Below are 24760 nucleotides of genomic sequence, written 5' to 3' on the forward strand. Positions count from 1 at the left end.
TTCAAGGAAACTTCCGGTTTCTATGTACAGCGATCTTAAACAGGCTCTGCTGGATTTGGAAAAAGCAGGGATGCTCAAACGTATCCACCAGGAGGTGGACCCGTATTTGGAGATGGCCGAAATAGCCCGCCAGGCTTTTGACTGCGGTGGCCCGGCACTCCTGTTCGAGAAAGTCAAGGGAAGCAGGTTCCCTGCCGCCGCCAACATTTTTGGCACGCAAGAGCGTTTGGACTTTTTGTTCCGTGACACGCTCGAGTCCACGCAGACCGCGGTGCTTTTCAAGTCGAACCCCGTGGAGTTTTTCAAAAAGCCGAGCCCTGCGCGCCTGTTCAACGCCGCAACGGCAGGCATCCGAGCCCTCCCCAAAAAAAGCGGAAGCATCAAGGACTTTGAAGAATGTTCCCTCGCCGACCTGCCGCAAGTCGTTTGCTGGCCCGAGGACGGCGGGGCGTTCATCACCCTCCCGCAAGTGGCTACACGCCCAAGCGAAAGCGCCAGTATACTGCAGACCAACGTGGGCATGTACCGCATTCAACTCTCGGGTAACGATTACGCCGCTGCGGACCCCACCAAGGGAACCGACGCCGAATGCGGTCTGCATTACCAAATCAAGAGGGACATCGCCCGCCACCACGAAAAGGCGATTGAAGAAGGCAGGCCGCTCAAGGTGAGCATCTTTATTGGAGGCGCTCCGGCGCACACCATCGCCGCAGTGATGCCCATGCCCGAGAACCTCTCGGAACTTGTATTTGCCGGGATGCTCGCCGGAAGGCGTTTCCGTTACTTTATCCATGACGGTTACGTGATTTCGAGCGATGCCGATTTCTGCATTTTAGGCGAAGTCGCCCCCGATTTGAAACCCGAAGGGCCGTTTGGCGACCACGTGGGCTACTACTCTGGCAAGCACCCGTTCCCTTACCTCAAGGTAAAAAAGGTCCTCTGTAAAAAAGACGCCATTTATCCATTTACCGTTGTGGGACGCCCGCCCAAAGAGGACACGCTCTTTGGCAAGTTCATCCACCAGATTACGCGTCCCATGGTACCTGCATCGATTCCCGGCGTGCACGCGGTCCATGCAGTCGACGCCGCCGGAGTGCACCCGCTCTGCCTAGCCTTGGGAAGCGAGCGGTTCCGCCCCTACGCGAGCCGCGCAGAACGCGAACCGATGGAGCTCTTGAAAACAGCCAACGCGCTGCTCGGCTTCAATCAGGTCTCGCTCAGCAAGTACCTGATGCTTGCGGCCAAAGAAGACAACCCCAACTTGGACGTTTGCGACGTGCCCGCCTTTTTTGAGCACATTCTGGAACGTATCGACTTCAAGCGCGATTTGCACTTCCAGACTTCGACCACCATCGATACGCTGGACTACACAGGCACTTCGCTGAACCACGGTTCCAAACTCGTGATAGTCGCCGCCGGCGAAAAGCGCCGCCTGCTCAGGAATTTTGAAGCCGACTTGGCAACGCTCAAACTGCCCGAAGGTTTCACTGCCGTCAAGAACGTGATGAACGGCGTCATCGCCGTCGAAGGGGCTGGCGACATCCAAAAACTTTCAAACGAACTGGATCATTGGCCTTTCAAGGAGAACTATCCCTGGGTCAGCATCGTAACCAACCTGAACGAAATCCAGAACATCGACGACTTTTTGTGGGTGACCTTCACTCGCTCGGACCCGGCGCAAGACGTTCATGGCTTAAACGAGCAAGTCGCAAACAAGCACTGGTCCATAGATGCCCCCATGATTGTAGACGCCCGCATCAAGCCGAGGCACCAAAAAATATTGAACGTTCCACCCCAAGTAAAAACACGCGCCAAAGAAATCTTGAAGGCGGCAGGCATCGGAGGAATCACCTGATGCTTTCGACCTGTTCCCGCTCGTATAAAAAGATTGCCGTAGCAGCATTGCTCGCGTTTTTCGCGTTCGCCCCCGCCGCCGAGAACCTCCCAGACGTCGCTAGCCATTGCGGAACCATGCACGCCGTCATCAAACGCCAAAAGAATAAAGGCAAAATGACGGCAGCGAGGAAGTTCACGTCCAATTGCGAACCTGAGGCCTATTACGATACCGTATACACCCGCAAAACGAAACACTTCGAAATATTCTATACGCTGAACGGCGTCCACGCCACCACCGCGGCCTTTGTCGACAGCGTCGCCGCCAGCATGGAAAAAGCCTGGGACCACCATGTAGGCAAGCTGGGCATGAAAAAGCCCATTGGCGGAAGCGTCTCGTACCACTTTCAAAAGAACATCGACTCCGGGCTTTACCCTGTCGAAATCGTCGACCTGTACAACGTGAGGAATGCAAGCGTCGTGGGCACCGACCAGTGCACCGCCGGCTGCTTTGGCATCACCCACCCCACCGACTACAACGACCCGCAAAAAACTGAAATCTTATTGGACAACGACTTTTATTATGTACCCATCAACGCCTCCAGTTTGACCTACGACAGCGTCACGGTCAACGACGACATTTGCAAGTACGCGGTCGCCACCGCCGAACTAAAAAGCGTCGAACGCTCGTATGTACGCGATTGGGGCATGGGCATTCGCGTCACCGCCTTCCATGAACTCTACCACGCCGTACAGCTCCGCTACATGAGCGTCGACTACTGGTCCTTTTGGTTCGAAGCATCCGCCTCGGGCATCGAAGAAGTTGCCGCACCCGATGTGGACGACTACATTTCGCACGTAGGCTCGGTATTAAGAAGTCCAGGGCTCCCTTTGGACAACTACCCCGACGACTACGGCCTTGGAATCCTGTACATTTACCTGTATTTCCACTTTGACGCAATGTTCGACAAAAAAATTTGGGAAGGATTCGCCAAAGACCCCAATACCAATTTCCAGGGGCAGCTTTCCAAAGTGCTCCGCGAGCGGAATTTATCTGCAGACAGCGTTTTCCACGACTTTTCGACCAAGATTTCGTTCGCCGGCAAGCGCAGTTTGGCTGTAGATTCCAACCTGTGGATCAACGCCGATCAGCCCAAGTGGCCCGAAGCCCTGTTCAAGGAGGCTCCCACCGCGGCGCCAGACATGGAAAAGTTCTCGTTCCAGTATTACACGGCAGACGACATGGACTTCAGCAGTTTTAAAGGCAAAGCGAGCGCGGTCCAATACAGCAACGGCAAGGCGACCGTTACGCCAATCATCAACACCTCCACCTTGGACAAAATCCGGTCGCAATCTTTAAAGTACGATTCCCTCGTTTGGGTTTTTAGCCGTTTCGCCGATTCCGATTACATTCCCGAGGTGGTCAAAGATTCAACGCTACGCGCCTACCCCACGCCTTGGCGTAACGGCAACCTGTGCTTTACACCGCTTCCCAAAGGAAAAAAATTCATTGAAATCCGCAACCGTCGTGGCGACCTCGTGATGCGTGAAAATTACACGCACAGCACCCACTGCATTGACGAATCGACAGTGAAAGCAAAAATGGTCCCCGGACTCTACCGGTTCCGCGCCGGCGCCCACGGGCGCAGCCAAGACATGATGATCATTTACTAGCGAATTGTAAAAGCGACGCTACAGCAACTCGCTAATCCAAGGGAACAGATTGTCCTTTTTCTCCAGGCTCGCAAGCAAGCTGGTGTCGGGATGCTTGCGGCTCATGACGACTGCCGCCGTGGCAGCTGCATAAAGGGCGCACACGTTTTTGTAATGGCCATTCTGGCGGGACTTCGCGTAATCGGCAGCCGACTTGTTGTGGATCATGAACGCCCAGTCCGAAGCCTGGAACAGAACCAGCTCACGGGCCATTTGCGCATAAAAGCGTTTTTGAAGTTGGTTTTGCGCCGACTTAGAATTATCAATGCGAAGTTTCATCTCATTCATCATCGCCCGCATGCGGAAGAACAGCGGGTACGCCCAACTGACTTCATCGTTCATCCAAACTTCGCCAAAGCCGCCCTCGCCCCACGAAGAGAATATGGGCGCATGAGTTCCGCCATCGGGTGACTCGTGCATTGTAGATTCAAGCGACGCCATCTCCACCACGTTGGAACTAGCAGCGCGTTCGAACATCTTCTCGATAAACATCGGGCCTTCGAACCACCAGTGCCCAAAGAGTTCCGCGTCGTAGGGGCACAATATGGAGACCTTGTTGCCATCCATGTTCGGAAGCAAATCGGTCACGGTCACCTCGCGGTTCGCCACGAACAGGCGCGCATGATCTTCGACAAGGCGAAGCGCGTTCCACGGACGGTAAACCTGCTTGTCTTCGCTTCCGGTAATGCGATAATACTTGAGACCGGTTTCTATGGGTGTGTCGCCCGCCATAAAGTAGTCACCCAAATACTCGGGATCGCGTTCCGTGGCAATGTCCTTGAAGAATTCGCGGTATTCGGGATGCCCCGGATAGCCGGTTTTGCGGCTCCACACTTCCATGGAGCTGCTCTGCTCGCGACCCATGCAATAAAGCCCCGCCGGGGTCTTTATTGGCGCAAATACGCCGTATTTGGGCGCGGGTTTTGCCAAAAGCACGCCATGGGTCTCGAGAAAGAAGTACTCAAACCCAAATTCCGCCAAAATGGAATCCAGGCCGTCAAAGTACCCGCATTCCGGGAGCCACAACCCTTTAGGTCTTTTGCCGAAGGCGCTCTCGAATGCGCGAACCGTAATGCCGAGCTGCAAACGGATGGCGTCCACGTCGGACTGGTACGCCGGCAAAAAAGGGTGCGTGCCCACGCACGTGAGGAGCGTAAGCTTGCCGCGCTCTTCAAGTAGTTTTAACATGGGGACAATTTTACCGTGGCAGACTTTTTCCCAATGGTCTATCAAGGATGTCTGGCGTCGATAATAAAAATTCACCACGTCCAAGCGGGCGCTATCGTCCTGCAGGCGCACCTTCTCTTTTTCGAGAAGTTCCAGCTGCTTGTGCAAATGGCGCGTGAACTTTTGCAGCAGCACCTCGTCGGTGAGCATTGCCAAAAGCACCGAGGATATACTCAAGTTGAGCGTCCCCGGCACGCCGCGCTCTTCCAATCGCCAAAGCATTTGCACCAGGGGCAAATACGTTTCCGACATCGCCTCAAAAAACCAGTTCTCTTCCAAGAACCGGTCATATTCAGGCTCACGCACAAAAGGCAAGTGCGCATGCAACAGGAGGTGTATTTTTCCAGGTGCGCTCATCAAGCCTGCTTATTCGGTGCGCTTTACAACGATAGGGACGATTGTCGTCGGGAAGTCGCCATCCTTGTCGGTGGCGAACACCGGGATGATCTTCGTGGAATCCGGAAGGTCTTCTTCAAAGCTGAAGGTGCCATCGGGATTCAGCGGGAACGGTTCGCCGCGCACCTGCAAGTGAGCGTCCGGGCGCGTACCGCCGTAAACAATCAGGCGGGTCTTGACCCACAGGAAAAAGTCCTTGCCGTAGTTCACGGAATCCTTCGGGAGTTCAAGCTTATTGCTCTTGAGAGCCGCACTGGAGAGCGCTCCCGAGAACATGGAACCCGAGGAACTCGAAAGGGATTCAAGCCAGTTCTTGGCCGACATGCTCGAAAGGCCCGAGCTGTTGAACCCTCCCAGGGCGGCACCGCCCAAGGAGGCCTGCACAAACTTGTTGCCGGCATCAATTTCGGAACCTTCCATGGAGAACGGGTGCACCGGAGCGGACTCCACAAGCGGCAAGAACTTGTTGCCGTCGGCAAAGCCCAAAACGGCGACGCAGTTGTCGCTGGCCTTGTTTTCTACATACCAGCTGCGGGCATCGGCAGGCACCACCACATCGTGAAACTTGCGCTTTTTGCCACGCTTCACGGTCAAGTCGTTCGAAATGTCGAACAGGCGGAGAACCAGCTTGCCTTTCCCCTTTTTGGAATTCTTGATTCTCTTTTCGGAAACTTCCCAGAACGCCTGCATCCAGTTCGGATCCTTTTGCATGAGTACCAGGTATTCGGGGTCAAAGGACTGTGCGAGCGAAGCGCTCTTGGTCACCGGCTTAGCAGCCGCCTTGACGGCAGAAACCTTAACTACCGGTTTTGCCTTTTTGGCAGTGCTCTTTAAAACAACATCGGTCTGTTCCGTAGCACGCGGGGCGGACCTTGCCACCGGTGCGGCGGTCTTTACAGTCTTGACGGCAGTCTTTATTTTCGACGTGGTCTTCTTTACAGCTTCCTTCTTGGCGGTGACCTTGGTCGCCACCTTGGCGGCCACTTTCGTCAAAGCGCTTTTAGCCTTTGCGACCGCTTTTGCCGGAGCAGCTTTCGCAGCGGTCTTCGCCGCCTTTGCCGGAGCAGCCTTGGCAGCGGTCTTCGCCGCTTTTGCCGGAGCAGCCTTAGCAGTTATCGTCTTTTTCGTAGCCATATAAGCCTCCTTCAGTTCAAACTTATTTAGCGAGCTTGGCCCCAGTTACCTATGCCCATCAGGCCAAGGCGGAGCCCAATAAATGTTTCTTCCCAATCGCGACCGTTATCCACAAAACGCTTGCCGCCCTGAATGGCAAGATCGACAGTCGTGCCCTTGCGGCCCAACGGGAATCCCGCACCAATAGAGCCGCCCAACTCGTGGACAGACTCCATGTACCAACCCTTGTACCAGGCGCCGGCACGGTAAGTCATGCGGTCCAAATACGGGTCGTAAAACAGCGGGCTGCCATCTCGCTGGAAGCCAACCGCCGCCAAAACGTCATTTTGCGTTTCAATCGCATCCGGCATGTCAAAGCTCTTGCCGATGGTCTCGATGTCGCCGTCCCAGGCGCGCCACTGCAAGTCAGCCATTACGTTGTACCTCTTTTTGAAGCGGAAGTTCATGCCGGTCGCAAGCGTCATGGGCACATCAATTTCACGCGTGTACTTGGTGGGCACGAGCGTATCCAATTCGCTGAAGCGGAGATTGTATTCTAGGTCGTTTTGCAAAGTGTACGGTGTGGTGAACGAGAAATAGTACGAAGACTGACGCCCGCGGTACTGGAGGGCGATCGAATAGTAAGCCGGGTGGTTCTTGATTTCCCAAGTTCCTTCAACATGGTCGGTAATCTTGGAACCCGTCGTCGCCCAGGATTCGTCCTCGGGGATCTCGCTGTTGTTCGGGCCCAACGTCAAATTGCGTTCGGCGCTTCCCATCACAAAATGAGCTGAGGCGCCCAACGAGAAGTTGCGGAAATACGGAATTCGAACGGCGTAATTGGGCACAATCTCGTAAACGCTGCTCTGGTACTTAAAGGTCGCCATCGCTGAGGTCGTAGTATCCTCGACTTCTTCGTCCATAATCGAGGCGTAATGCTGCCACAAAGAAACACCCATCGCCCCAAAGCTCCCCATGGGGAACGAAAGATTGAACGAAGGAATGGTCACATTATTCGTGGAATAGTAACTGCCTCCCTGCTCAATAGACAAAATGTCCATCAAGAAGTTGATATTGAACACGACCTTGCTATCGAAAGCAATCCTTGCCGGGTTCGAAAGGGAGATGCCCTCGGCCTCACCCGTTTTGGCTCCACCAGCAAAACCACGACCGGCAGCAGAAGCCATTCCGCCCAGAGTCTGTTCTTCGCCAAGGGCGTCAAGACCGAGCATGGAAGCCGAAGCACATGCAGCAGCAAAAAGGAGAACACTTAAAATCTTTTTCATTATTCATCCCCCCGCTTGGAGGCTAGCCACAGCTTTAACGTAGCCGGCTGTTTCATTATCTCAGAAAAATCGTAACGGGCGTAGTCAAAGTGCGACAAGAACACAAAGCTGGTATCGCCCTTCGACGTAATGTAATCGGTATAGGCAGTATCCTTCTCTTGCAGCACCGGATAGCCTAGGCGCATCATGATTTTGAAGGTACGACCATCACTGGCGCGGTTGATAAAGTTGCGCATGCCGTATGTCACCTGGAGCGTCAAAGAATCACCGTCATGGAACACCATGTTCGGGTGCCCCTCTTCAAGGATAACATCCCTGTTGAGCTTGTACGCCTCCATTTTACGGTAAGTCCCATCGGCGCTGTCTAGGAAAGAGCCGACCACCACCTGGATGGGATGCCCAATCTCATTTGAGCCCTTGGAATCGTCACGGGCAAACGTCAGCTGGGCCAACACCACATTCTGGCGCACATCCTCGCCATCACCCACCGTGTACGGGAAGTCGTCACCATAGAATTCAGCAAGCTTTTTGAGAATCGGCTCCGACGGGAACTCCACGACCAGGGAATCAAACACGCCGCCGTGCAAAATGAGGCAGTCCGAGCAATCCTCCTTGTTCGAGATGGCTTCCGCCATGCGGAACGGCGTCATGGAGCGGTAAGTGTATGTGGAATCCGTCAAGGTCGTCAGGCGGAACTGCGGCCCGTAGGTGTAGTTCGGTCCAAAAATATGGTAGACGTGCTTGGCCTCGGGGGCCGAGATGCGGAGCTGCAGGCGGCAGAAGCTCACCTCGCTACGAATGTCATCGACCAGCGCCGCTGGCAAGAAGAATGCCAGAAGAGAATCCTTGGAACCCACAGAAATGGAGTAGGTCGTATCGGCACTGCCGTCCTCTTCCCAGTTCTCAATGCTTTTGAGCCAGGACTTATCCGTTATTTCCATCACATCTTCCAAAAAATCCATGCTCTTGCCGCGGTCGAGTTTCCAGCTCACCGTCATGTTCATGTCTTCTTCAATGGGGAACGAATCCGCCGGGAAGGCCTTGGACCTGTAGAAGGAGGGCAACAAGCGCAAAATCAACACCGACGCGGCTGAGTCCGCTTTTTTCAAAGTGGCAAGCAAGGTCGTGTCAAAGCCAAAGTCAAGCACCAGGTCGTGGGAAATATTGGAGGAACGGCCAAACACCGCCCTGGAGTTCGCGGAATCGGGGAACGTGTCCAAGAACGCCTCGGCAGAGATCGGGGTCAGGTCTTCGATACTTAAAGATTGGACTTTGTAGCTATCGGGCATTCCCTGATCCGAAAGCCAGCTGCTAAGGGCAGAATCCTCTGAATCGAACAGGCAGGCCGATAGCGTTAACGCCAAAATCGACAAAAAGGACAATAAAACAACTTTTTTCTTCTTCACTCGGTACTCCGTATCGAATTGAACATTTTCTCGAAGGAAAATATAGAAAAAACGACCTGTTTTCGCCCAATTTTCCCTTCCAAAAGGCCACCATATCGCAATAGACAGCCCCTAAACAATAGACAGCCCATAAACATAACGCCAACGGAAAAAATTCAGCGCTACGTGCACCCTGTTCAAAAAAACATATTTTTAGTACAAAGTAGGAAATCGCTCATGAAATTCAGATTACGCCTAGGCAAGTTCTTTTTATCTGTAGCGGCCATATTTTGGGCCAGCTGCTCCGATGACGCGCAACCCCTCTACGGCACTATCGGTATCGACGATTCCGCCCCGGAGTCAAGCGAGTCCCTCAAACCCATCTCTTCGACAGCAATCGAAGAAACATCCAGCAGTTCCGAAGCGACATCGAGCGGAACTCCCGAGTCGTCATCCTCGGCTCGCGACGAAATTTCGTCCAGCAGTTCCGCAAAATACAGGCTTGCCAGTGACACGACCGTGGCCTGCAAAGATTCAACCTTCGCTTACAATGAATGCGTATACATAGGCGGTTCCAGCGCGGAAACGTGCAGTTCACCAAAATACGAATTGCGGAACAACGCGACATTGACTATCGAAGAACTGATCAAAATAGAAGACCGCCTGGAAAATTGTGCCGATGCCGTACCCGTTTATGGAGTTCCCTCGTGCATGAACCAAATGAGATGGAACACAAAATACTATTGCTCCAACGGCAATATCTATTCCCACAGGAAAAATGGATTAGTTTATACGAACGATGAATACAACAACCTATTTGTCAGTAGCAGTTCCGTAGCCGAATCCAGCAGTTCCGCAGCCCCGTCCCCGCTTTGCCAAAAGACTGATTTCGTAAACAAGAGCGAGGTTAGACAAGACTGCATAAGCGAGAAACTGGACAGTCTCGCTACAGCCGGCAAAACCGTTTCCGACGATCTAAAAAATTGTGTCGACGCAACTGTCGATTACGATTACACAGGTGAATTCGCAAAGACACAAATTTGCGATGGCGACACGACAGTGAACCCCCGCTACCAGGCCAAGCTGGATTCCATCCGCGAAGAGGTCGACAAGGCCATAAAAACCTGCTCGTTCCCCCCAGTTCCAACAGACACCACAAAAACACCTGCGGACAGCACCACATTCTAGTCTATTTTGCTATATTTGCCCTCGTAAAATCAAGAGGACATTATGGCCCAATTCAATGCGCATTTCAGGAACATCAACGGGGACGACACCTACCCGCTGACCGACGTCATTTACCGTAGCAAGGTGGACGGAAGCCTGCTCGAAGTCGAACACGACCGTGCTGCACTTGCCAGCAAGAGCCCCGACGAATGGAAGAAGCTCTTTGCCGAACGCCGCATGAGCTTTGAACCCGCCGACATGAGCGGCATCTGGAGCAAGCGCGAAATGGTGCTCCCCGACATGCCCCTCGAAGACATCGTCACGATGCGCGAAGGCTGGAGCCCGCTCTTTGACGCCGCCCCGCTCGCCAAGGAACTGGGCATCAAGAGCCTCAAGGTCAAGCTTTGCGGCAACTCCCACACGGGTAGTTTCAAGGACCTCGGCATGACGGTTCTCGTGAGCCAGGTGAACCACATCATCAAGAAGAAGATTCACGAAATCGACGCCGTGGCCTGCGCCTCTACCGGCGACACCTCGGCAGCCCTCAGCGCCTACTGCGCGAAGGCCGGCATCCCGAGCATCGTGTTCCTCCCCGCCGGCAAGACGAGCGTTGCCCAGCTGATCCAGCCGATTTCTAACGGCAGCATCGTGCTCGCCCTCGACACCGACTTTGACGGTTGCATGAAGATCGTGCAGCAGGTCACCGCCGACAACCGCATCTACCTCGCGAACTCCATGAACAGCCTCCGCGTCGAAGGCCAGAAGACGATCTCTCCGGAAATCTGCCAGGAAATGGGCTGGAAGGTGCCCGACACCGTGATTATCCCGGGCGGAAACCTCGGCAACGTGAGCGCCCTCGCGAAGGGTTTCGAAGACTGCAAGGCCATGGGCCTCATCGACCGCATCCCGCGCATTATCGTCGCCCAGGCCGAAAACGCGAACCCGTTCTTCCAGGCCTACGAACGCGGCTTCGACAAGCTCGTCCCGATGCAGGCCAAGAAGACGCTCGCCTCCGCCATCCAGATCGGTAACCCGGTCAGCTACCCGAAGGCCGTACGCGCCATCCAGAAGACGAACGGCATGGTCGTAAGCGTTACCGAAGAAGAACTCGCCAATGCCGCCCACCGCGGTGACCGCATCGGTCTCTACTGCTGCCCGCACACGGGTGTGGCCCTCGGCGCTCTCGAAAAGCTCGTGGCCGCAGGCAAGATCGACAAGGAAGAGAACGTGGTCGTCATCAGCACGGCACACGGCCTCAAGTTCACCGAATTCAAGGTCGGCTATCACGAAAAGAAGCTCGAGAACATAGCCTCCAAGTTCGCGAACCCCGTGTTCAAGGCTCCTGCCGACCTGGGCGCCGTCATGGACATCTTGAAGAAAGAGATGGCCGAACGCCGTCGCTAATGCGCAAGCATTAGCAAATGGCCCCCAGAAGGCGCTAATTCCGACCATTTGCGAATTGAAAAAAACTCCGCTGAGGCGGAGTTTTTTTGTTGAGCAAGCGCCCGAGCGGTCTCCGTGAGCAACAAGCCCCTGTTATTAAACAGGGGCGGAGGCGACCTTTGACCACTTAGTGCTTTAGCACTTATGTGGGCATGGCCACCTTTAGGTGGGAGCGAGCGCCCGAGCGGTCTCAAAAAGAACGGTCCCCCGAGAGGGAGACCGTTCCTAAGAAGGAGAAAATATTGATTTGGTTTCCGGAACCCTGACCCAATCAGGAGGGGAAAAAGATAGAATCAAGGAGCAATCCCGTAAACCATCTCAACGCCCTATAATATACCATTGTTTTGGGCGGGTAAAACTTCCGTTTTGCTTATTTTCTTGCAAAATGAAAATTACAATGAAACGAGCCTAATCATTCTTCGCGGAAGATGATCTTGCACTTCGGCACAAAGCGGAAGCCTCCTCGACGGTGGCGCTCAATTTCAAAATATTTCTTTACACCTTCACTCGGCTTGTTCGGGTCGTCACTGCCGTTAATGTGGGCAATCACGCGGTTCAAGCGGCTTTCGAAATTCGGGCGAAGCGGATCCATGCAAATAGCCGGGTCGCGTTTGAATTCGCGGTTCTCGTATTCTTCGCGACCTGTGGCGATGTATTCGCGCAAGAGGTTGCGGAGGATTCGGGCAGGCACGTTGCGCATCAGGTGCTTGTTGTTCACCGAGATGGACTCGTCGCTCTTGTAGTAGACAATCGTCACGGAGTCGTTCATGGCATCCAACAGCTGTTCCTGGGCCTTTTGAATCGGAGCCCAGGCAGCAAATTCCTGCTTCACCACGGAACTCATCAACTTGAGGAACGGTTCCGGGGCCTTCACATTGGCCTTGAACTTCACATCCAGGATGTTGGCCGGGGTGCCGTAATAGCAGCCCTTTTGAACTAGGTGGGCACCGGTCTTTTCGTCAAAAACGTCATCCAAGGCGAGAACGCAGCCCACGCTCCGTTCCACATCGTTGTCCCACTTGATATTGCGGGCATCAAGGCATTCACCAAATGTCACCGACTTGCCAACCAGCTTGCCGTTCACGTACACGGTGCCGTCGTCCTTAATTTCGGCATTCACACGCTTTTCCAGCGTTTCGATGAACGAGGTCTGCGAAGCGATGTACGACATGTGCTCGTAGGCCGGAGTGCTCAAAAGAAGCGGTCCCACGCGGAACATTCCAAGAATCCAGCGCATGGGATTCGAGACCAGGGCGCTCGGCGTATCGAACCGAAATATGAACATCATATCGCGATCTTCGCCAACAACCTCATTCTTGATTACAGCTGCCTGCTTCAAAAATGGGTAGCGTTTGGGAATAATCTCAAGGCAAAGGGCACGAACGTCATCCGTAGAGTAAAAACTGGATACGAACGGCAAATAAGAGCGGAGCACGCTACGAGCAGGGACGGCCTCGAACGAAGCACATCGCTTCACAATACGTTCCACAAATTCGTCTGGATTTTCACCGCGTTCATAAAGCCACGCAACGACGTTATCGGCGATAAAGCGGTGAGAGCCTTCATCAACTACAGAATCTTCAAAATTGAGTTCATTCAGCAACTTGACCGTAAAACGGGGATCCCGTTTTACCAGCGTCAGCACATCCTTGACAGAATAGCTGATTAGCAACTCAATGTGGATGAACTGCAAAAAAAGACTAGAAAGCATGATTGTCCCTTTTTTATTTATTTTTTCTTACATTCATAAAGTTAGCAAAAAACTTGGTATTTATAGGCCTTTTTGTCTATATTTTTGCCATGAAACCCGCTGAAATACACCTTTTAACGGATGAAATCATCAACAAAATTGCTGCAGGCGAGGTTATTGAGCGCCCCGCCTCCGCAGTAAAGGAATTGGTAGAGAACGCCATCGATGCCGGGGCGTCCCGTATACAGGTGCAAATCGAGCAGGGTGGGAAAAAAAGAATTCTGGTTTCGGATAACGGCAAGGGCATGGGAGCCGCAGACCTAAATTTGTGCTACCTTCGGCATACTACATCCAAATTAATTGACGCCGACGACCTTTTCCATTTGCAAACCAACGGGTTCCGCGGGGAAGCTGTAGCCTCCATTGCCGCGGTGTCCAAAATGACCATCACAAGCGCCACGGACGACGGCGAAAGCAACCGCCTTATTTTAAAAGCCGGCGAAGTCGTTGAAAAAGAACCCTTTGCCGCCAGTCGTGGAACGACCTTCCTGGTCGAAGACCTCTTTTTCAACACTCCAGTACGCAGGACCTTTCTAGGCAGTGAAACCTCCGAATGTTCCAAAATCCTGGACGTAGTGTTGAAGATTGCCATCGCCCACCCCGAAATCCGCTTCGACTACAAGGTGGGCGACAAGTCTGTTTTTATTGGCGTCCCCGGAGAGCTCCGCAGCCGCCTGGCCGAGGCCATTGGTTCGGGCATCGCCAAATCGCTCCTCCCGGTAGACTACACCGAGGCCGGAGTGCATGTATCGGGGTTCATCTCACCCACATCGGAGACTGGCGGCAAACGCCACCACCAGTTCCTGTACATGCGCAACCGCCCCATCGAGAGCAAGATGATTGGCAAAGCCGTTTCACAAGCCTACGAACCGTACGGAGCCCAATGCAAGCCGGTGACTGTCCTTTTCCTCGACATGCCCGACATGGAATTCGACGTGAACGTCCATCCGGCAAAACGCGAAGTCCGCTTCGCAAATCAGAGTCTCGTCTTTTTGGTTGTAACGCACGCCATCCGCGAGACCTTTAAGCAGGACCTCGAGAAGAACTCCCCGTTCATTGACTTGAGCAACGAACCTTTGGCCGAGGAGTCCCAAAGCACAAGCGACTTCGCCATGCCGCCACCGCCCACCTCAAGTTGGGTGCGCGACACCAAGTCGCGCAAAAGCTACACACCCGACCGCGACGAAGTCCAGGACCTGTTCTCGCAGCCCGAAACGGGCAAGTTTATTTCGTTGGAACCCGACCAAGGGAATGTACCTCCGCCTCCGGTAGAGACTCCGCCATGGGCACCCCCTACCCTGTTCCAAATCGCAAACACCTACATTGCCGGTGAAGACTCCGACGGGCTTTTGATTATCGACCAACACGCGGCCCACACGCGAGTGCTCTACGAGCAGGCTCTAGAAACATTACAGAGCGCCAGTTCCGTCGACAGCCAGGAACTCCTGTTCCCCGAATTGATCGATTTTACAAAAATCGAAAAGCAGCTCTTTCCCTCCGTAGAAGCACAACTCAAAAAGCTGGGTTTCCACATAGAGCCTTTTGGCGGGGATACCTACCAGATCCGAGCCATCCCGAGCAACCTCCCGCTTTCGCGCGCCACCAAAGCAGTCCATGAATTTTTGGACGACTGCGCCGCCAGCGGCGACCAGGCCGACATGGTGAAAATCCAGGAATCCATCGCCAAGGCCTGGGCCAAGACCAACGCCTTCCAGGCGGGAGACAAGCTCAAGCCCGAAGAAATGGCGAGCCTCATGGGGCAACTCATGATTACCGAGGACCCGCTCAAGTCCCCATATGGGACGCCCACACTCATGCGCATCACGCTCGACGAACTGGCAAAGAAGTTCAGACGATAAAAGGTTTTACCAAGTCAGCAGCCTCATTCCCGGCTTGCAATGCATCAATTAATTTGTTTGCAATTTCAATTGCCGTTTTTTTGCTGGACTCTACAAGAGCCATCTTAATTTCTTGCATTTTGGAGCGACACGCCCAAGACGGAACTATGTACTCGGGGATGCACGAGCCAAGCAAGATATTCGGCATGGCAAAAACCGGGGTACGAATCAAAAGCTTACCCATCACATAAGTCAATGTATCGGGAACGGTAGCCACTACCTGGGGGCATCCCGATAACGCGAGTTCCAAAGTAGCCGTCCCCGGAGCAGTCAAGGCACTGCATGCGGAGGCATACATAGCCCTACGTTTCTCGGCACTTGAGGGAGCCAGCACAACACTTATCCACATGGGCACAAATCCGCCAAAGCACGCCGCAATCTTTTGCTTTAGCACATCGACCAACGAGGCCCGAGCCGCAACGACCTTCACCACAGAACCCCGCATTTCCGAATCGAGCAAGCCGCGCACTACAGGCAAATAAAGGTCCATGTTCCGCAAAGCCTGGGACTTGCGGCTTCCCGGCAAAAGGAGGAAATCGTGGGAAGCACTTTGCAGGAGTTCCTCACTGGAACTTTGTAAAAAGGGATGGCGCAAAAGCTGCGCCGTGCAACCGAACTTTTGGTAGGCGGCGCGTTCAAATTCAAAGAGCACAGCCAAGTCCGTATCACGCAACTGCTTTGCACGTCGTTTTTTCCACGCCCACACCTGCGGAGGCGCAACATACAACACAGGCTTTTGCAATCGTTTTGCCAACGCGCACAATTTCATGTTAAAACCGGGATAGTCAACGGCAATGAGGCCGATACACTCCGGCTTTTGCAAAGCCGCCGCCAAGCAATCGTAAATGCGGTGCAAACGAAAATACCGCGGCAACACGTCGCCAAAGCCCGAAACGGGAAGTTCTTCAAAGTCGGCAAGAGGCTCTAGCCCCGCGGCCTGCATGCGTGTGCCGCCAGTTCCACAGACTCGCCTCCCCTGCAAAGCCAACGCTTGCACAAAAGGGGCGCCAAGCACATCACCGGAATCTTCTCCGGCGCAAATCAGCACATACGGAGCCGGCGCGATCGCAGTCATATTACCGCCTGGGCTTGCCCGAAACCCAAATCTTGAGGACACCCATATCTCGCTTGAGCCAGTTCAACAATTCCGAGGTGTAGCTCACCTTGTACTTTTTGAGCACAACGCCATGTTCGTAGTTGGATTCAGTTTCAATGTGGCAAACCAGCTGGCTTGCAGGTTCACCTTCAAACGCCTCAAACTGCTGTAAGCCTTCTTCGAGCTTTGTCAAGAACTCATCCGTGAGCATTTGTGAGAAAATGGACACATGGATGTATTTCACCATTTTGCTGCGCACGTAATCGAGCTGGAAGGCCTCTTCCACGATAATCTGCGTCTCTTCCATTTCCTTACGGTCTTTGTCGCGCTGGTGTTCCAGCACACCCTTGACCAGGATTCGGTCGTCTTGCGAAATGATGTCGCGGAACTTTTCCCATTCATCCTTCTTGAAGAACAGGCCCGTTTCGCCATGGAAATCCTGGATTTGCCCAAAGCCGATGGTATCGCCGCGCTTGGTTTCTACCGAGCGCATCTTGGTAACCACACCGCCCACAAACACAGTATTGCCCACCTTCCTTTCCAGGTCTTCGGCAGCAAGGCTCGTAGTCGTGAAACCCTGGAGTTCCGGACGGAACTCGTCGAGCGGGTGGCCCGAAAGGAACATGCCGAGCACTTCGCGTTCCTTGTCGAGCATTTCCATATCGCCCCAAGGTTCCGCTTCTTCTAGGACTTCTGCAGTATTTTCCAATACCGCACCGCCAGCGCCCCCCAAGTCAAACAAGGACATCTGCCCCATCGACTTGTCTTCCTGATGCTTGGCGGCCACTTCGATGGCACGGTCGACGGTAGCCATTAACGCAGCACGGCTACCCGGCAACGAATCAAGTGCGCCCGCCATGATAAGGCATTCCAGCACCTTCTTGCTCAAAGGCGGATGCTTTTCGCTGAACGAACCCTGGTATTCCGCGACACGCTTGCAGAAATCAAAAATATCCTTATAGGGGCCATGTTTATCGCGTTCGGCAACAACATCTTCAACTACGGCAAGCCCAACGTTACGGATACCCGCGAGCCCGTACAGAATCTGGCCTTCGGGATTCGCCGTAAACACACCGTACGACGTATTGATATCGGGAGTCAGCACCTTGATTCCGAGGCGCTTGCATTCCTGGATGATGGTGACGATATCTTCGGTCTTGCCCATCTTCGAAGTCATGGAGGCAGCCATGTACTCGGGACCATAGTGCGTCTTTAGGTAAGCGGTCTGGTACGCCACGTAGGCGTAGGCGGCAGCGTGGCTCTTGTTGAATGCGTAACCGCAGAACGGGAGCACCGCGTCCCATACCTTCTGGATCATGGCCTTGTCGTAGCCCTTCGCGAGGCACTTCTCGAAGAATTCCGGTTCGAGTTTCGCCATCTTTTCGGGCATTTTCTTCGCCATGATACGGCGGATATTGTCAGCGCCCCCCAGCGTGTAGCCACCCAGAATCTGGGCAAGCTTCATCACCTGTTCCTGGTAAACGATAACGCCGTACGTTTCGCCCAGGACCTGTTCCAAATCCGGATGGTAGCAGTCGATTTCTTCCTTGCCGTTCTTACGTGCAATAAAGTGCGGAATCTGGTCAATCGGCCCCGGACGGTACAGCGCGTTCATAGCGATCAAGTCAAAGATTCGCGTCGGTTTCAGTTCGCGCAGGTACTTCTGCATACCCGGAGATTCGAACTGGAACACCGTAGTCGTCATGCCCTTGCCAAGCAAGTCAAAAGTCTTCTTGTCATCGAGCGGGATATGGCCCATGTCCAAATCAATCCCGCGATTTTTCTTGACCATGTTGACCGTGTCCTGGATGATGGACAAGTTGATGAGGCCAAGGAAGTCCATCTTCAAAAGGCCAATATCTTCGGCATAATGCTTGTCGTACATCACCACCGGAGTGTCAGCAGGAGCCGCACGGTATAACGGAGCCAGGTTGTAAATCGGGGTCGGCGTAATCACCACGCCGCACGCATGCACGCCAGTCTGTCGGGGCAAATCCTCAAGCTTTTTCGCAATATCCCAAAGGTTCTGGTAACTGGCGCGGCTATTTATGAACGCCTGCAAGGGTTCTGGACTATAACCATCTTCAAGATTATTTCCCTTCTTGTCTTTACCCGTCCAAGCCTGCTTCAGGCTGAAATTCAAGGTACGCTGCGGAAACAGTTTGGTAATCTGCTTCGCCTCTGCCGGCGGGAACCCGAGCACTCGCGCCACATCGGTCACCACGGCCTTCGACTTGAGCATACCGTAGGTAATAATCTGCCCGACGCAATCGTAGCCGTACTTGTCGGTCACGTACTGGATAACGCGCCCGCGGTCGCGGTCAGCAAAGTCCGTATCGATATCGGGCATGCTCACACGTTCCGGGTTCAAGAATCGTTCGAAAAGCAAGTCGAACTTGAGCGGATCAATGTCGGTAATGCCGATGATGTAGGTGACAAGTGAACCTGCCGCAGAACCACGCCCCGGACCCACGGGAATACCGTGTTCGCGGGACCAGTTGATAAAGTCCCACACAATGAGCAGGTAGCCAGCCACGTTCATGTTGCGGATACAGTTGAGTTCCTTGTACATGCGCTTGGCCACGTCGGTCTCATGCGCAGGGAACTTAAAATCCTCGTCAGGGAAACGCCATTTTAAGCGTTCGTTACAAAGGTGGGTAATGTAGATATCGGCATCACCACCCGGTTTGCACCACCTGTGGACGCTCTTGTCCCAGGCCTTATTGTCTTCTTCGGTAAAGAATTCCGGCTGTGACAAGCGTTCTATTTCAGCCTTATCTTCGTCGGTAAGCGCATCAGGTTCAATTCCCTTTTCGGCACAATATGTCTCCGTGACCTTTTTCTTTTTATCCTTGATAACGCCCTTAAGTTCACGTTCGCGGATTACCGGATACTCGGCATCGTATTCCGCCTTCATGTATCCCTTGATTTTCTGATATTCCTCGGAGGCGAGGAATTCTTCGGGAATCTTGAAGCGCGGCCAGAAATCGTCGCCAATGCCTGTCTTGACGGTAAAGTTACAGCGTTCCGCAATCTTGACCGTATTCTCGATGGCGCCCGGAATATGGCCGAACAGCTTGACCATTTCCTCTTCGGAGCGGAAATAGAACTGGTCCGTGGGAAAACGCGCGTCCGTAAAGTCGTTGAGAGTCGTCTTTAGCGAGATACAGCGGAGCACCTTGTGCGCCATGGCATCTTCGGACTTTATGTAATGCACGTCGGCAACGGCAACGACCTCGCGGCCCATTTCCTTGGCGAGCTGCACATTGTAATCGTTCACCCCTCTCTGCAGCTGAATCCCGTTATCGCATACAGAAAGGTACAGATGGTCGCGGTCAAAAATCTTGTCCAGCGCATCCATGTATTCGCGCGCCTGGCTGTTGCGACCCGCCGCAACGTTCTGTCCGTATCGGCTAAAGAAGTCGCCCGCGATAGCGATAAGGCCTTCCTTGTGCTGGTTCACCACCTCCAGCGGCACCGAGGGAATTTCGGCCCAGCGGTCGCTTTCTTCGTAGCGGTAACTCACGATGCGAAGCAGGTTGTAATAGCCCTTCTCGTTCTCCACCAAAAGTGTCAGACGTTCGTAGGTCGTCGGGTCCTTTTGGCTCGCACTCGGCGTATCCACATAAATGTGGCACCCGTAAATCGTCTTGATCGGCGGGAGGCCCTTTTCTTTGCGTTTTTTGTTTAGATCCTTGCCGCGGGTTTGGATTTCTAGGATGCCGAACATGGCTCCATGGTCCGTCAACGCCACCGCGGGGGCATTCTGTTCAGCTGCCGCTTCCAAAATACCGTCAAGACGTGCAGACGACTTTAAAACAGAAAATTCGGAGTGGACCTGGAGGTGAACAAAAGCCATAATCAACCTTCTTTAAAGGGCAGCCCCATAAACATCGGCTTCCATGTCATCTAGATTCTCTTTGCAAGTTTTCCAAAAGCCGTCAGAGACCATTTCCATAAATCCGCTAAACTCGGCCATTTTCAAATCATCCTCGTCCAGTTTCTGATCAGGCAAGGAGGCCTTCAATTCAAAGTCCGAGCACTTCGATTCAATCGCATTGGAGGCATATGTTTTCACAAGGGCTTCGCACACCTTCGCTTCTGATTCCTTTGTTTTGGAGAAAGTCAAATCCACCGCAGAAGCTTTGACCATCGTATGCAGGCGATCACCATCTTTTTGCATCATCATCATCCATTCCAACCTAAATTCTGGCAACTGGTAATTCAATGCCATTAGGGCCAGATCATCGGAGAAGCCGACATAGCACGCCCCATGCTCGCTGGAATACGCCAAATCCCATTTTACATCAGAAGCGTCTATGGGCGCTTTGGCAGGATTTGAATCCGAAGAAGACTCCGAAGTACAGCCCGTTGTGAATACAGAGAGTCCCACCAAAAAAAATTTAACCCACAGTTTCATAAAAATCCTTCAAAATAAAAAAGAGGACCATATCCCGGTCCTCAAAGTATAGAAAAAAGAGATGGAAACAAAAACCGATTTATTTAAAATACGGGGTAAACCACACGTCTTCCATGGCCAAGTCTTCCATCAGCCCGCAAGCATTTTCCCCAAGCAGATCCAAGGCATCATCAAAACCATACATTGCAATAACCATAGAAATATCAGCCTCCGGATCTGAATGGTACGAAATAGTGTTTCCGTCGCATGAGACATTAGAAATCCCCGGTTCTGTCATGTAGCTGGCACAAACTTCCCCCAGCGTCAAGTCACTTATGCCCGTGTAGTATTCCAACACATCCGTGGAATAATCGTCATTTACGGTCATTTCCATAACAGCCACGAAATCAAGTCCCCGCAACGTTTGGGTCACCTTATGTCCTTCAACCGAGGACTTACACGCAGTGACATAATGCGAGGTAGACTGGATGCCATATACTTTTTCATCCATGCTTTCTATTGAAGACCTACACTGTTTTACAAGTCCCAGAGAAAGCCCCTCTATAAGCTCACTTTTGCTCAGAGATTCGCCACCAACCGTAGGAATAGCGATGGATTTCATTTTTCCAGACACGCGTCCATCAGCACATTTTGCATCGGAAATGCCCAGTGTTGCATAATTTTCTTCAGAGCAAAGACTCTTATACATGGAATCTTTTTGGGTTTCGCTAAAATCCGCCGGCAAATCCGTATACGTGTATTCTGCAGACATATCAATAGAGTTAGACATAACCGTCGAGACCATTTTTACTCCCATTTTGAATACAGGGGTTTTGTAGTCCAATCGCAAATAAACGACATCACGCGTCGTTCCCAAGTAACAGGAACCGTAATCTGTTTGGAGCACAAGTTCTTCGTCGCCAACTACCGAAGTTGGGTCATCTTCCACCCCTGTCGACGAACTGTCCGAGCTGCATGCGGCAAACGAAAGCAAAAGGGCAAAGGCCGACGCGGCCAAGACAAACGACTTGTTGAACATCTTCATTTTCCTTATCCTTAGAATTATTTTGTTATAAAATAACAAAAAACACCGCAAAAGGGACCCAAAAAAGCACACGATTTGTTTCCCAATTCCAAAAATGCTATCTTTTTTATTATGAAAAAGGCTCTTATTACCGGCATCACAGGTCAAGACGGCTCGTACTTGGCCGAATTCCTCCTCGAAAAGGGTTACGAAGTCTACGGACTTGTCCGTCGCAAAAGCAAGCTCGACTTTAACAACGCCGAGCACCTCAAAGGCAAAGTGACCTTCATTTTTGGCGACATGACCGACTCCGCTTCGCTCCTCCGCGCCATGGAAATCGCCAAGCCCGACGAAATTTACAACCTCGCCGCCCAATCCTTTGTGACGACCTCCTGGGAAACGCCTCTCTCTACTGCGGACATCAACGCCATTGGCGTGACCAAACTTTTAGAAGCCGTCAGACTCTGCAAGCCAGACACCCGCGTATACCAGGCGAGCACAAGCGAAATGTTCGGCAAGGTGCAGAGCATTCCGCAAAACGAAAACACGCCCTTTTACCCGCGCAGCCCGTACGGCGTTTCCAAACTTTACGGTCACTGGATCATCAAGAACTACCGCGAGAGCTACGGCATGTTCGCCTGCTCGGGCATTCTTTTTAACCACGAATCCGAACGCCGTGGCGCCGAGTTCGTGACCCGTAAAATCACCATCGCGGTCGCCAAGATCAAGGCAGGCAAGCAAGACGTGCTGGAACTCGGCAACCTGGACGCAAGCCGCGACTGGGGACACAGCGCCGACTATGTGCGTGCCATGTGGCTCATGCTGCAGCAAGACAAGGCAGACGACTTTGTCGTCGCCTCGGGCAAGACCCACACCGTCCGCGAATTCGTGACTCTCGCCTTCAAGGCCGCCGGCATGGAACTGGAATTTCACGGCAAGGACGTCGAAGAATACGCGACCCTCAAGGGGACCGACAAGGTCGTTGTCAAGGTGAACCCGCAGTTCTTCCGCCCCGCCGAAGTCGACCTGCTCATTGGCGATGCAAGCAAGGCAACAAAGGTACTCGGCTGGAAACCCGAAATCAGCTACGAACAGCTGGTCAAGCGCATGGTGGAAAGCGACATCAAGCTCCTCGCCGAAGGCAAGATTTAAATGAAGACCGTCATTATCGGGGCCAAAGGCTTTGTTGGCAAATACCTTGTCCAGGAACTGGAAGGTGCCGGTCATACCGTTGTCCCGGTCGACCTGCCCGAAGTGGACCTGCTCAACGCAGAGCAGGTGGATGCGCTCATTGAAGGCGCGAGACCCGACGCCGTCGTGAATCTCGCCGCCATCAGCTCGGTGGGCGCTTCCTGGAAAAACCCCTCCGGCACCATCAGCGTCAACGTGAACGGCACGCTCAACCTGCTGGAAGCCATCCGCAAATACGTACCGCAGGCAAAGGCTCTCTTAATTGGAAGTGCCGAAGAATACGCCATTCCCGAAGGGCAAAAGGCTCTCAAGGAAACGGACCCGCTCGAAGCGAGCAACCCCTACGGCATCTCGAAAATCGCTCAGGAAAATTTCGCGCAGCTCTACCGCAAGAAATACAGGATGAAAATCGTGTGTACGCGTTCGTTCAACCATACGGGAGTCGGGCAGACAACCACATTCGCGCTTCCGAGCTTCGTGAAGCAGGTTGCCGCAATCGACAAGTCGGGAAAACCCGGCAAGATTTTCGTCGGGAACTTGAGCGCCTACCGCGATTTCTCGGACGTGGAAGACGTCGTGCACGTCTACCGCATGCTGCTTGAGAACGAGAACGAATTCGACACATACAACGTCGGCTCCGGAGTCTCCAACAAAATCGAGGATCTGCTCAAAAACGTGATATTGAAACTCACGCCGGTTCAGATTGAAATCGTCGTGGATCCCGAAAAAGTGCGCCCGGTGGAAACACCTTACCTTTGCGCCGACAATTCCCGCGTGAAAAAATACTGGAACGGCACCGACATCCGCATAACGCTCAAGAAGATGTTCGACCACTTCAGGGCCGAAGCGTAGCTATCAATCAGGCCCGCGGTATCGGGTACATTTCGAGAATAGAGCGGACTTTCGCGCCGACATCGCCGAACTGTTTGCGGTATTTTCCGCGGACGCCAAGTTCCGCAGGAAGCATCGCCACAGCCTGCAGCCAGGCTTTGAGAAGAGCCCCACAAATAGCGGCCTTCGAGAGTTTTTTCCCGTCGCCAGACTGCCCGGGAACGCCTCCCTTCGCCATGTTCAAGTAACGAACGAACCCGCGGAACGGTAGCTTCACGACATCCGAGAAAGGCAGCAGGCGAATCGCAGTACGCAGGCGATTCCTTTCGGAGTAGAACAGCTTGCGCGGGGAATAACGCACCGTCGTCATCGAGCGTTCATGATAAACTTTCGCATCGGGGCAGAACACCGTCTTGAATCCGGCAAGGTTATGGCGGAAATACCATTCCGTCTCTTCAAAGAACAAGAAGAAACTCGCGTCCAGCCGGCCCGCCGCCTCGGCAGCGGTCCTGCGGAAACTCATCACTGCGCCGTAGCAGCCAAAAACTTCCTTCTCACGCACGTCGGCATCGCCAATGTTCAATCCGCTCGCCTCGTTTTTAGCGAAGAGATCTGCACCGAACTGCACACCGACCGCATTCACCACCCCGCTCTTTTCCATCACGAGGCTTGCTACAGACCCGACCTCCGGATGGCGGGCAAAGCAATCCAGCAAGTTTGCCGCCCATGAGGGGTCGAATTCCAGGTCCATATTGCAAAGCACCTGGATGTCGGCATTCATCTTTTCGAGCAGTCCATTACAGGCTCCCGCATATCCAAGATTTTTCTTGCTCTCGATAATCGTGCAATCAAGTTCCTGCGCTTTCAAGTTCCAGATGGAATCGTCAGCAGAAGCATTATCAAAAACAAGCACTCGCACGGGTTCGGTTTGCGCAAGAAGGCTCTTGACGCACGCCGTCAGTTCATCACCACCATTGTAATTGATTATGCCGACATCGATTTTCATAT

Annotated in this window: 17 protein-coding genes; 7 read left to right on the top strand and 10 right to left on the bottom strand. The window is 53.1% G+C overall.

Annotation, left to right across the window (positions count from 1 at the left end; translation table 11 throughout):
- The first annotated feature begins 22 nt into the window (after nt 1–22).
- Nucleotides 23–1855: a UbiD family decarboxylase gene (locus BUB55_RS05480; protein WP_073188914.1), complete on the top strand. Its 1833-nt coding sequence runs from the start codon at nt 23–25 to the stop codon at nt 1853–1855.
- Nucleotides 1855–3507 (top strand): hypothetical protein, encoded by a 1653-nt coding sequence (locus BUB55_RS05485; protein ID WP_073188916.1) that lies wholly within the window; start codon nt 1855–1857, stop codon nt 3505–3507. Before BUB55_RS05480 ends, BUB55_RS05485 begins: the two co-directional genes overlap by 1 nt.
- Before the next feature lie 18 nt (nt 3508–3525).
- Here BUB55_RS05485 and BUB55_RS05490 read toward each other — a convergent pair whose 3' ends face one another.
- Genes BUB55_RS05490 through BUB55_RS05505 form a run of 4 tightly spaced genes read right to left on the bottom strand, consistent with a single transcriptional unit; the run spans nt 3526 to nt 8974 of the window.
- Complete coding sequence (locus tag BUB55_RS05490; RefSeq protein WP_073188918.1) at nt 3526–5130, bottom strand: glycoside hydrolase family 57 protein; 1605 nt, start codon at nt 5128–5130, stop codon at nt 3526–3528.
- Nucleotides 5131–5139: 9 nt separating this feature from the next.
- Nucleotides 5140–6303 (bottom strand): DUF4912 domain-containing protein, encoded by a 1164-nt coding sequence (locus BUB55_RS05495; protein WP_073188920.1) that lies wholly within the window; start codon nt 6301–6303, stop codon nt 5140–5142.
- Nucleotides 6304–6329: 26 nt separating this feature from the next.
- The gene (locus tag BUB55_RS05500; protein WP_073188922.1) at nt 6330–7568 is read right to left on the bottom strand and encodes a hypothetical protein; all 1239 of its coding nucleotides are present in this window, start codon (nt 7566–7568) and stop codon (nt 6330–6332) included.
- Entirely contained in the window at nt 7568–8974 is a 1407-nt protein-coding gene (locus tag BUB55_RS05505) for a hypothetical protein (protein WP_073188923.1), read from the bottom strand. The genes BUB55_RS05500 and BUB55_RS05505 overlap by 1 nt, the downstream gene beginning before the upstream one ends.
- 216 nt (nt 8975–9190) lie before the next feature.
- On the opposite strand from BUB55_RS05505, the gene BUB55_RS05510 reads away from it, so the two are divergent.
- Nucleotides 9191–10141, top strand: a complete 951-nt coding sequence (locus tag BUB55_RS05510; protein ID WP_073188925.1) for a hypothetical protein — start codon at nt 9191–9193, stop codon at nt 10139–10141.
- Nucleotides 10142–10183: 42 nt separating this feature from the next.
- Complete coding sequence (gene thrC / locus BUB55_RS05515; RefSeq protein WP_073188927.1) at nt 10184–11524, top strand: threonine synthase; 1341 nt, start codon at nt 10184–10186, stop codon at nt 11522–11524.
- Nucleotides 11525–11975: 451 nt separating this feature from the next.
- Here the strand turns inward: thrC and BUB55_RS05520 are convergent, their stop codons facing one another.
- Entirely contained in the window at nt 11976–13274 is a 1299-nt protein-coding gene (locus BUB55_RS05520) for a hypothetical protein (protein WP_073188928.1), read from the bottom strand.
- 89 nt (nt 13275–13363) lie between these two features.
- Between BUB55_RS05520 and mutL the strand changes: the two genes are divergently transcribed.
- Complete coding sequence (mutL, locus tag BUB55_RS05525) at nt 13364–15172, top strand: DNA mismatch repair endonuclease MutL (RefSeq protein WP_073188982.1); 1809 nt, start codon at nt 13364–13366, stop codon at nt 15170–15172.
- Here the strand turns inward: mutL and BUB55_RS05530 are convergent.
- The 4 genes from BUB55_RS05530 to BUB55_RS05545 form a co-directional block, all read right to left on the bottom strand.
- Nucleotides 15162–16286 carry a lipid-A-disaccharide synthase gene (locus BUB55_RS05530; RefSeq protein ID WP_073188930.1) on the bottom strand — a complete coding sequence of 375 codons (1125 nt, stop codon included), beginning with the start codon at nt 16284–16286 and terminating at the stop codon, nt 15162–15164. The two genes, mutL and BUB55_RS05530, sit on opposite strands and share 11 nt — an antisense overlap.
- Before the next feature lies 1 nt (nt 16287).
- Nucleotides 16288–20166, bottom strand: coding sequence for a DNA polymerase III subunit alpha (locus tag BUB55_RS05535; RefSeq protein WP_073188932.1), 3879 nt, complete (start codon nt 20164–20166; stop codon nt 16288–16290).
- Between the two features lie 12 nt (nt 20167–20178).
- Nucleotides 20179–20727: a hypothetical protein gene (locus BUB55_RS05540; RefSeq protein ID WP_143152920.1), complete on the bottom strand. Its 549-nt coding sequence runs from the start codon at nt 20725–20727 to the stop codon at nt 20179–20181.
- Between the two features lie 79 nt (nt 20728–20806).
- Nucleotides 20807–21751: a hypothetical protein gene (locus BUB55_RS05545; protein ID WP_073188935.1), complete on the bottom strand. Its 945-nt coding sequence runs from the start codon at nt 21749–21751 to the stop codon at nt 20807–20809.
- A gap of 111 nt (nt 21752–21862) precedes the next feature.
- Between BUB55_RS05545 and gmd the strand changes: the two genes are divergently transcribed.
- Both gmd and BUB55_RS05555 read left to right on the top strand, forming a co-directional pair.
- Nucleotides 21863–22882 carry a GDP-mannose 4,6-dehydratase gene (gene gmd, locus BUB55_RS05550; RefSeq protein WP_073188984.1) on the top strand — a complete coding sequence of 340 codons (1020 nt, stop codon included), beginning with the start codon at nt 21863–21865 and terminating at the stop codon, nt 22880–22882.
- The gene (locus tag BUB55_RS05555; protein WP_073188937.1) at nt 22883–23773 is read left to right on the top strand and encodes a GDP-mannose 4,6-dehydratase; all 891 of its coding nucleotides are present in this window, start codon (nt 22883–22885) and stop codon (nt 23771–23773) included.
- A gap of 7 nt (nt 23774–23780) precedes the next feature.
- On the opposite strand, the gene BUB55_RS05560 is transcribed toward BUB55_RS05555, so the two are convergent.
- Nucleotides 23781–24758 (bottom strand): glycosyltransferase family 2 protein, encoded by a 978-nt coding sequence (locus tag BUB55_RS05560; protein WP_073188939.1) that lies wholly within the window; start codon nt 24756–24758, stop codon nt 23781–23783.
- Between the last annotated feature and the right edge of the window lie 2 nt (nt 24759–24760).

Source organism: Fibrobacter sp. UWP2, from assembly GCF_900141705.1.
Classification (GTDB): domain Bacteria; phylum Fibrobacterota; class Fibrobacteria; order Fibrobacterales; family Fibrobacteraceae; genus Fibrobacter.

Excerpts from the sequence above, each read along its gene's own strand:
- BUB55_RS05480 (WP_073188914.1), top strand. The coding sequence starts at position 23 with ATGTACAGCGATCTTAAACAGGCTCTGCTGGATTTGGAAAAAGCAGGG.
- BUB55_RS05485 (WP_073188916.1), top strand. The coding sequence starts at position 1,855 with ATGCTTTCGACCTGTTCCCGCTCGTATAAAAAGATTGCCGTAGCAGCA.
- BUB55_RS05490 (WP_073188918.1), bottom strand. The coding sequence starts at position 5,130 with ATGAGCGCACCTGGAAAAATACACCTCCTGTTGCATGCGCACTTGCCT.
- BUB55_RS05495 (WP_073188920.1), bottom strand. The coding sequence starts at position 6,303 with ATGGCTACGAAAAAGACGATAACTGCTAAGGCTGCTCCGGCAAAAGCG.
- BUB55_RS05500 (WP_073188922.1), bottom strand. The coding sequence starts at position 7,568 with ATGAAAAAGATTTTAAGTGTTCTCCTTTTTGCTGCTGCATGTGCTTCG.
- BUB55_RS05510 (WP_073188925.1), top strand. The coding sequence starts at position 9,191 with ATGAAATTCAGATTACGCCTAGGCAAGTTCTTTTTATCTGTAGCGGCC.
- thrC (WP_073188927.1), top strand. The coding sequence starts at position 10,184 with ATGGCCCAATTCAATGCGCATTTCAGGAACATCAACGGGGACGACACC.
- BUB55_RS05520 (WP_073188928.1), bottom strand. The coding sequence starts at position 13,274 with ATGCTTTCTAGTCTTTTTTTGCAGTTCATCCACATTGAGTTGCTAATC.
- mutL (WP_073188982.1), top strand. The coding sequence starts at position 13,364 with ATGAAACCCGCTGAAATACACCTTTTAACGGATGAAATCATCAACAAA.
- BUB55_RS05530 (WP_073188930.1), bottom strand. The coding sequence starts at position 16,286 with ATGACTGCGATCGCGCCGGCTCCGTATGTGCTGATTTGCGCCGGAGAA.
- BUB55_RS05535 (WP_073188932.1), bottom strand. The coding sequence starts at position 20,166 with ATGGCTTTTGTTCACCTCCAGGTCCACTCCGAATTTTCTGTTTTAAAG.
- BUB55_RS05540 (WP_143152920.1), bottom strand. The coding sequence starts at position 20,727 with ATGAAACTGTGGGTTAAATTTTTTTTGGTGGGACTCTCTGTATTCACA.
- BUB55_RS05545 (WP_073188935.1), bottom strand. The coding sequence starts at position 21,751 with ATGAAGATGTTCAACAAGTCGTTTGTCTTGGCCGCGTCGGCCTTTGCC.
- gmd (WP_073188984.1), top strand. The coding sequence starts at position 21,863 with ATGAAAAAGGCTCTTATTACCGGCATCACAGGTCAAGACGGCTCGTAC.
- BUB55_RS05555 (WP_073188937.1), top strand. The coding sequence starts at position 22,883 with ATGAAGACCGTCATTATCGGGGCCAAAGGCTTTGTTGGCAAATACCTT.
- BUB55_RS05560 (WP_073188939.1), bottom strand. The coding sequence starts at position 24,758 with ATGAAAATCGATGTCGGCATAATCAATTACAATGGTGGTGATGAACTG.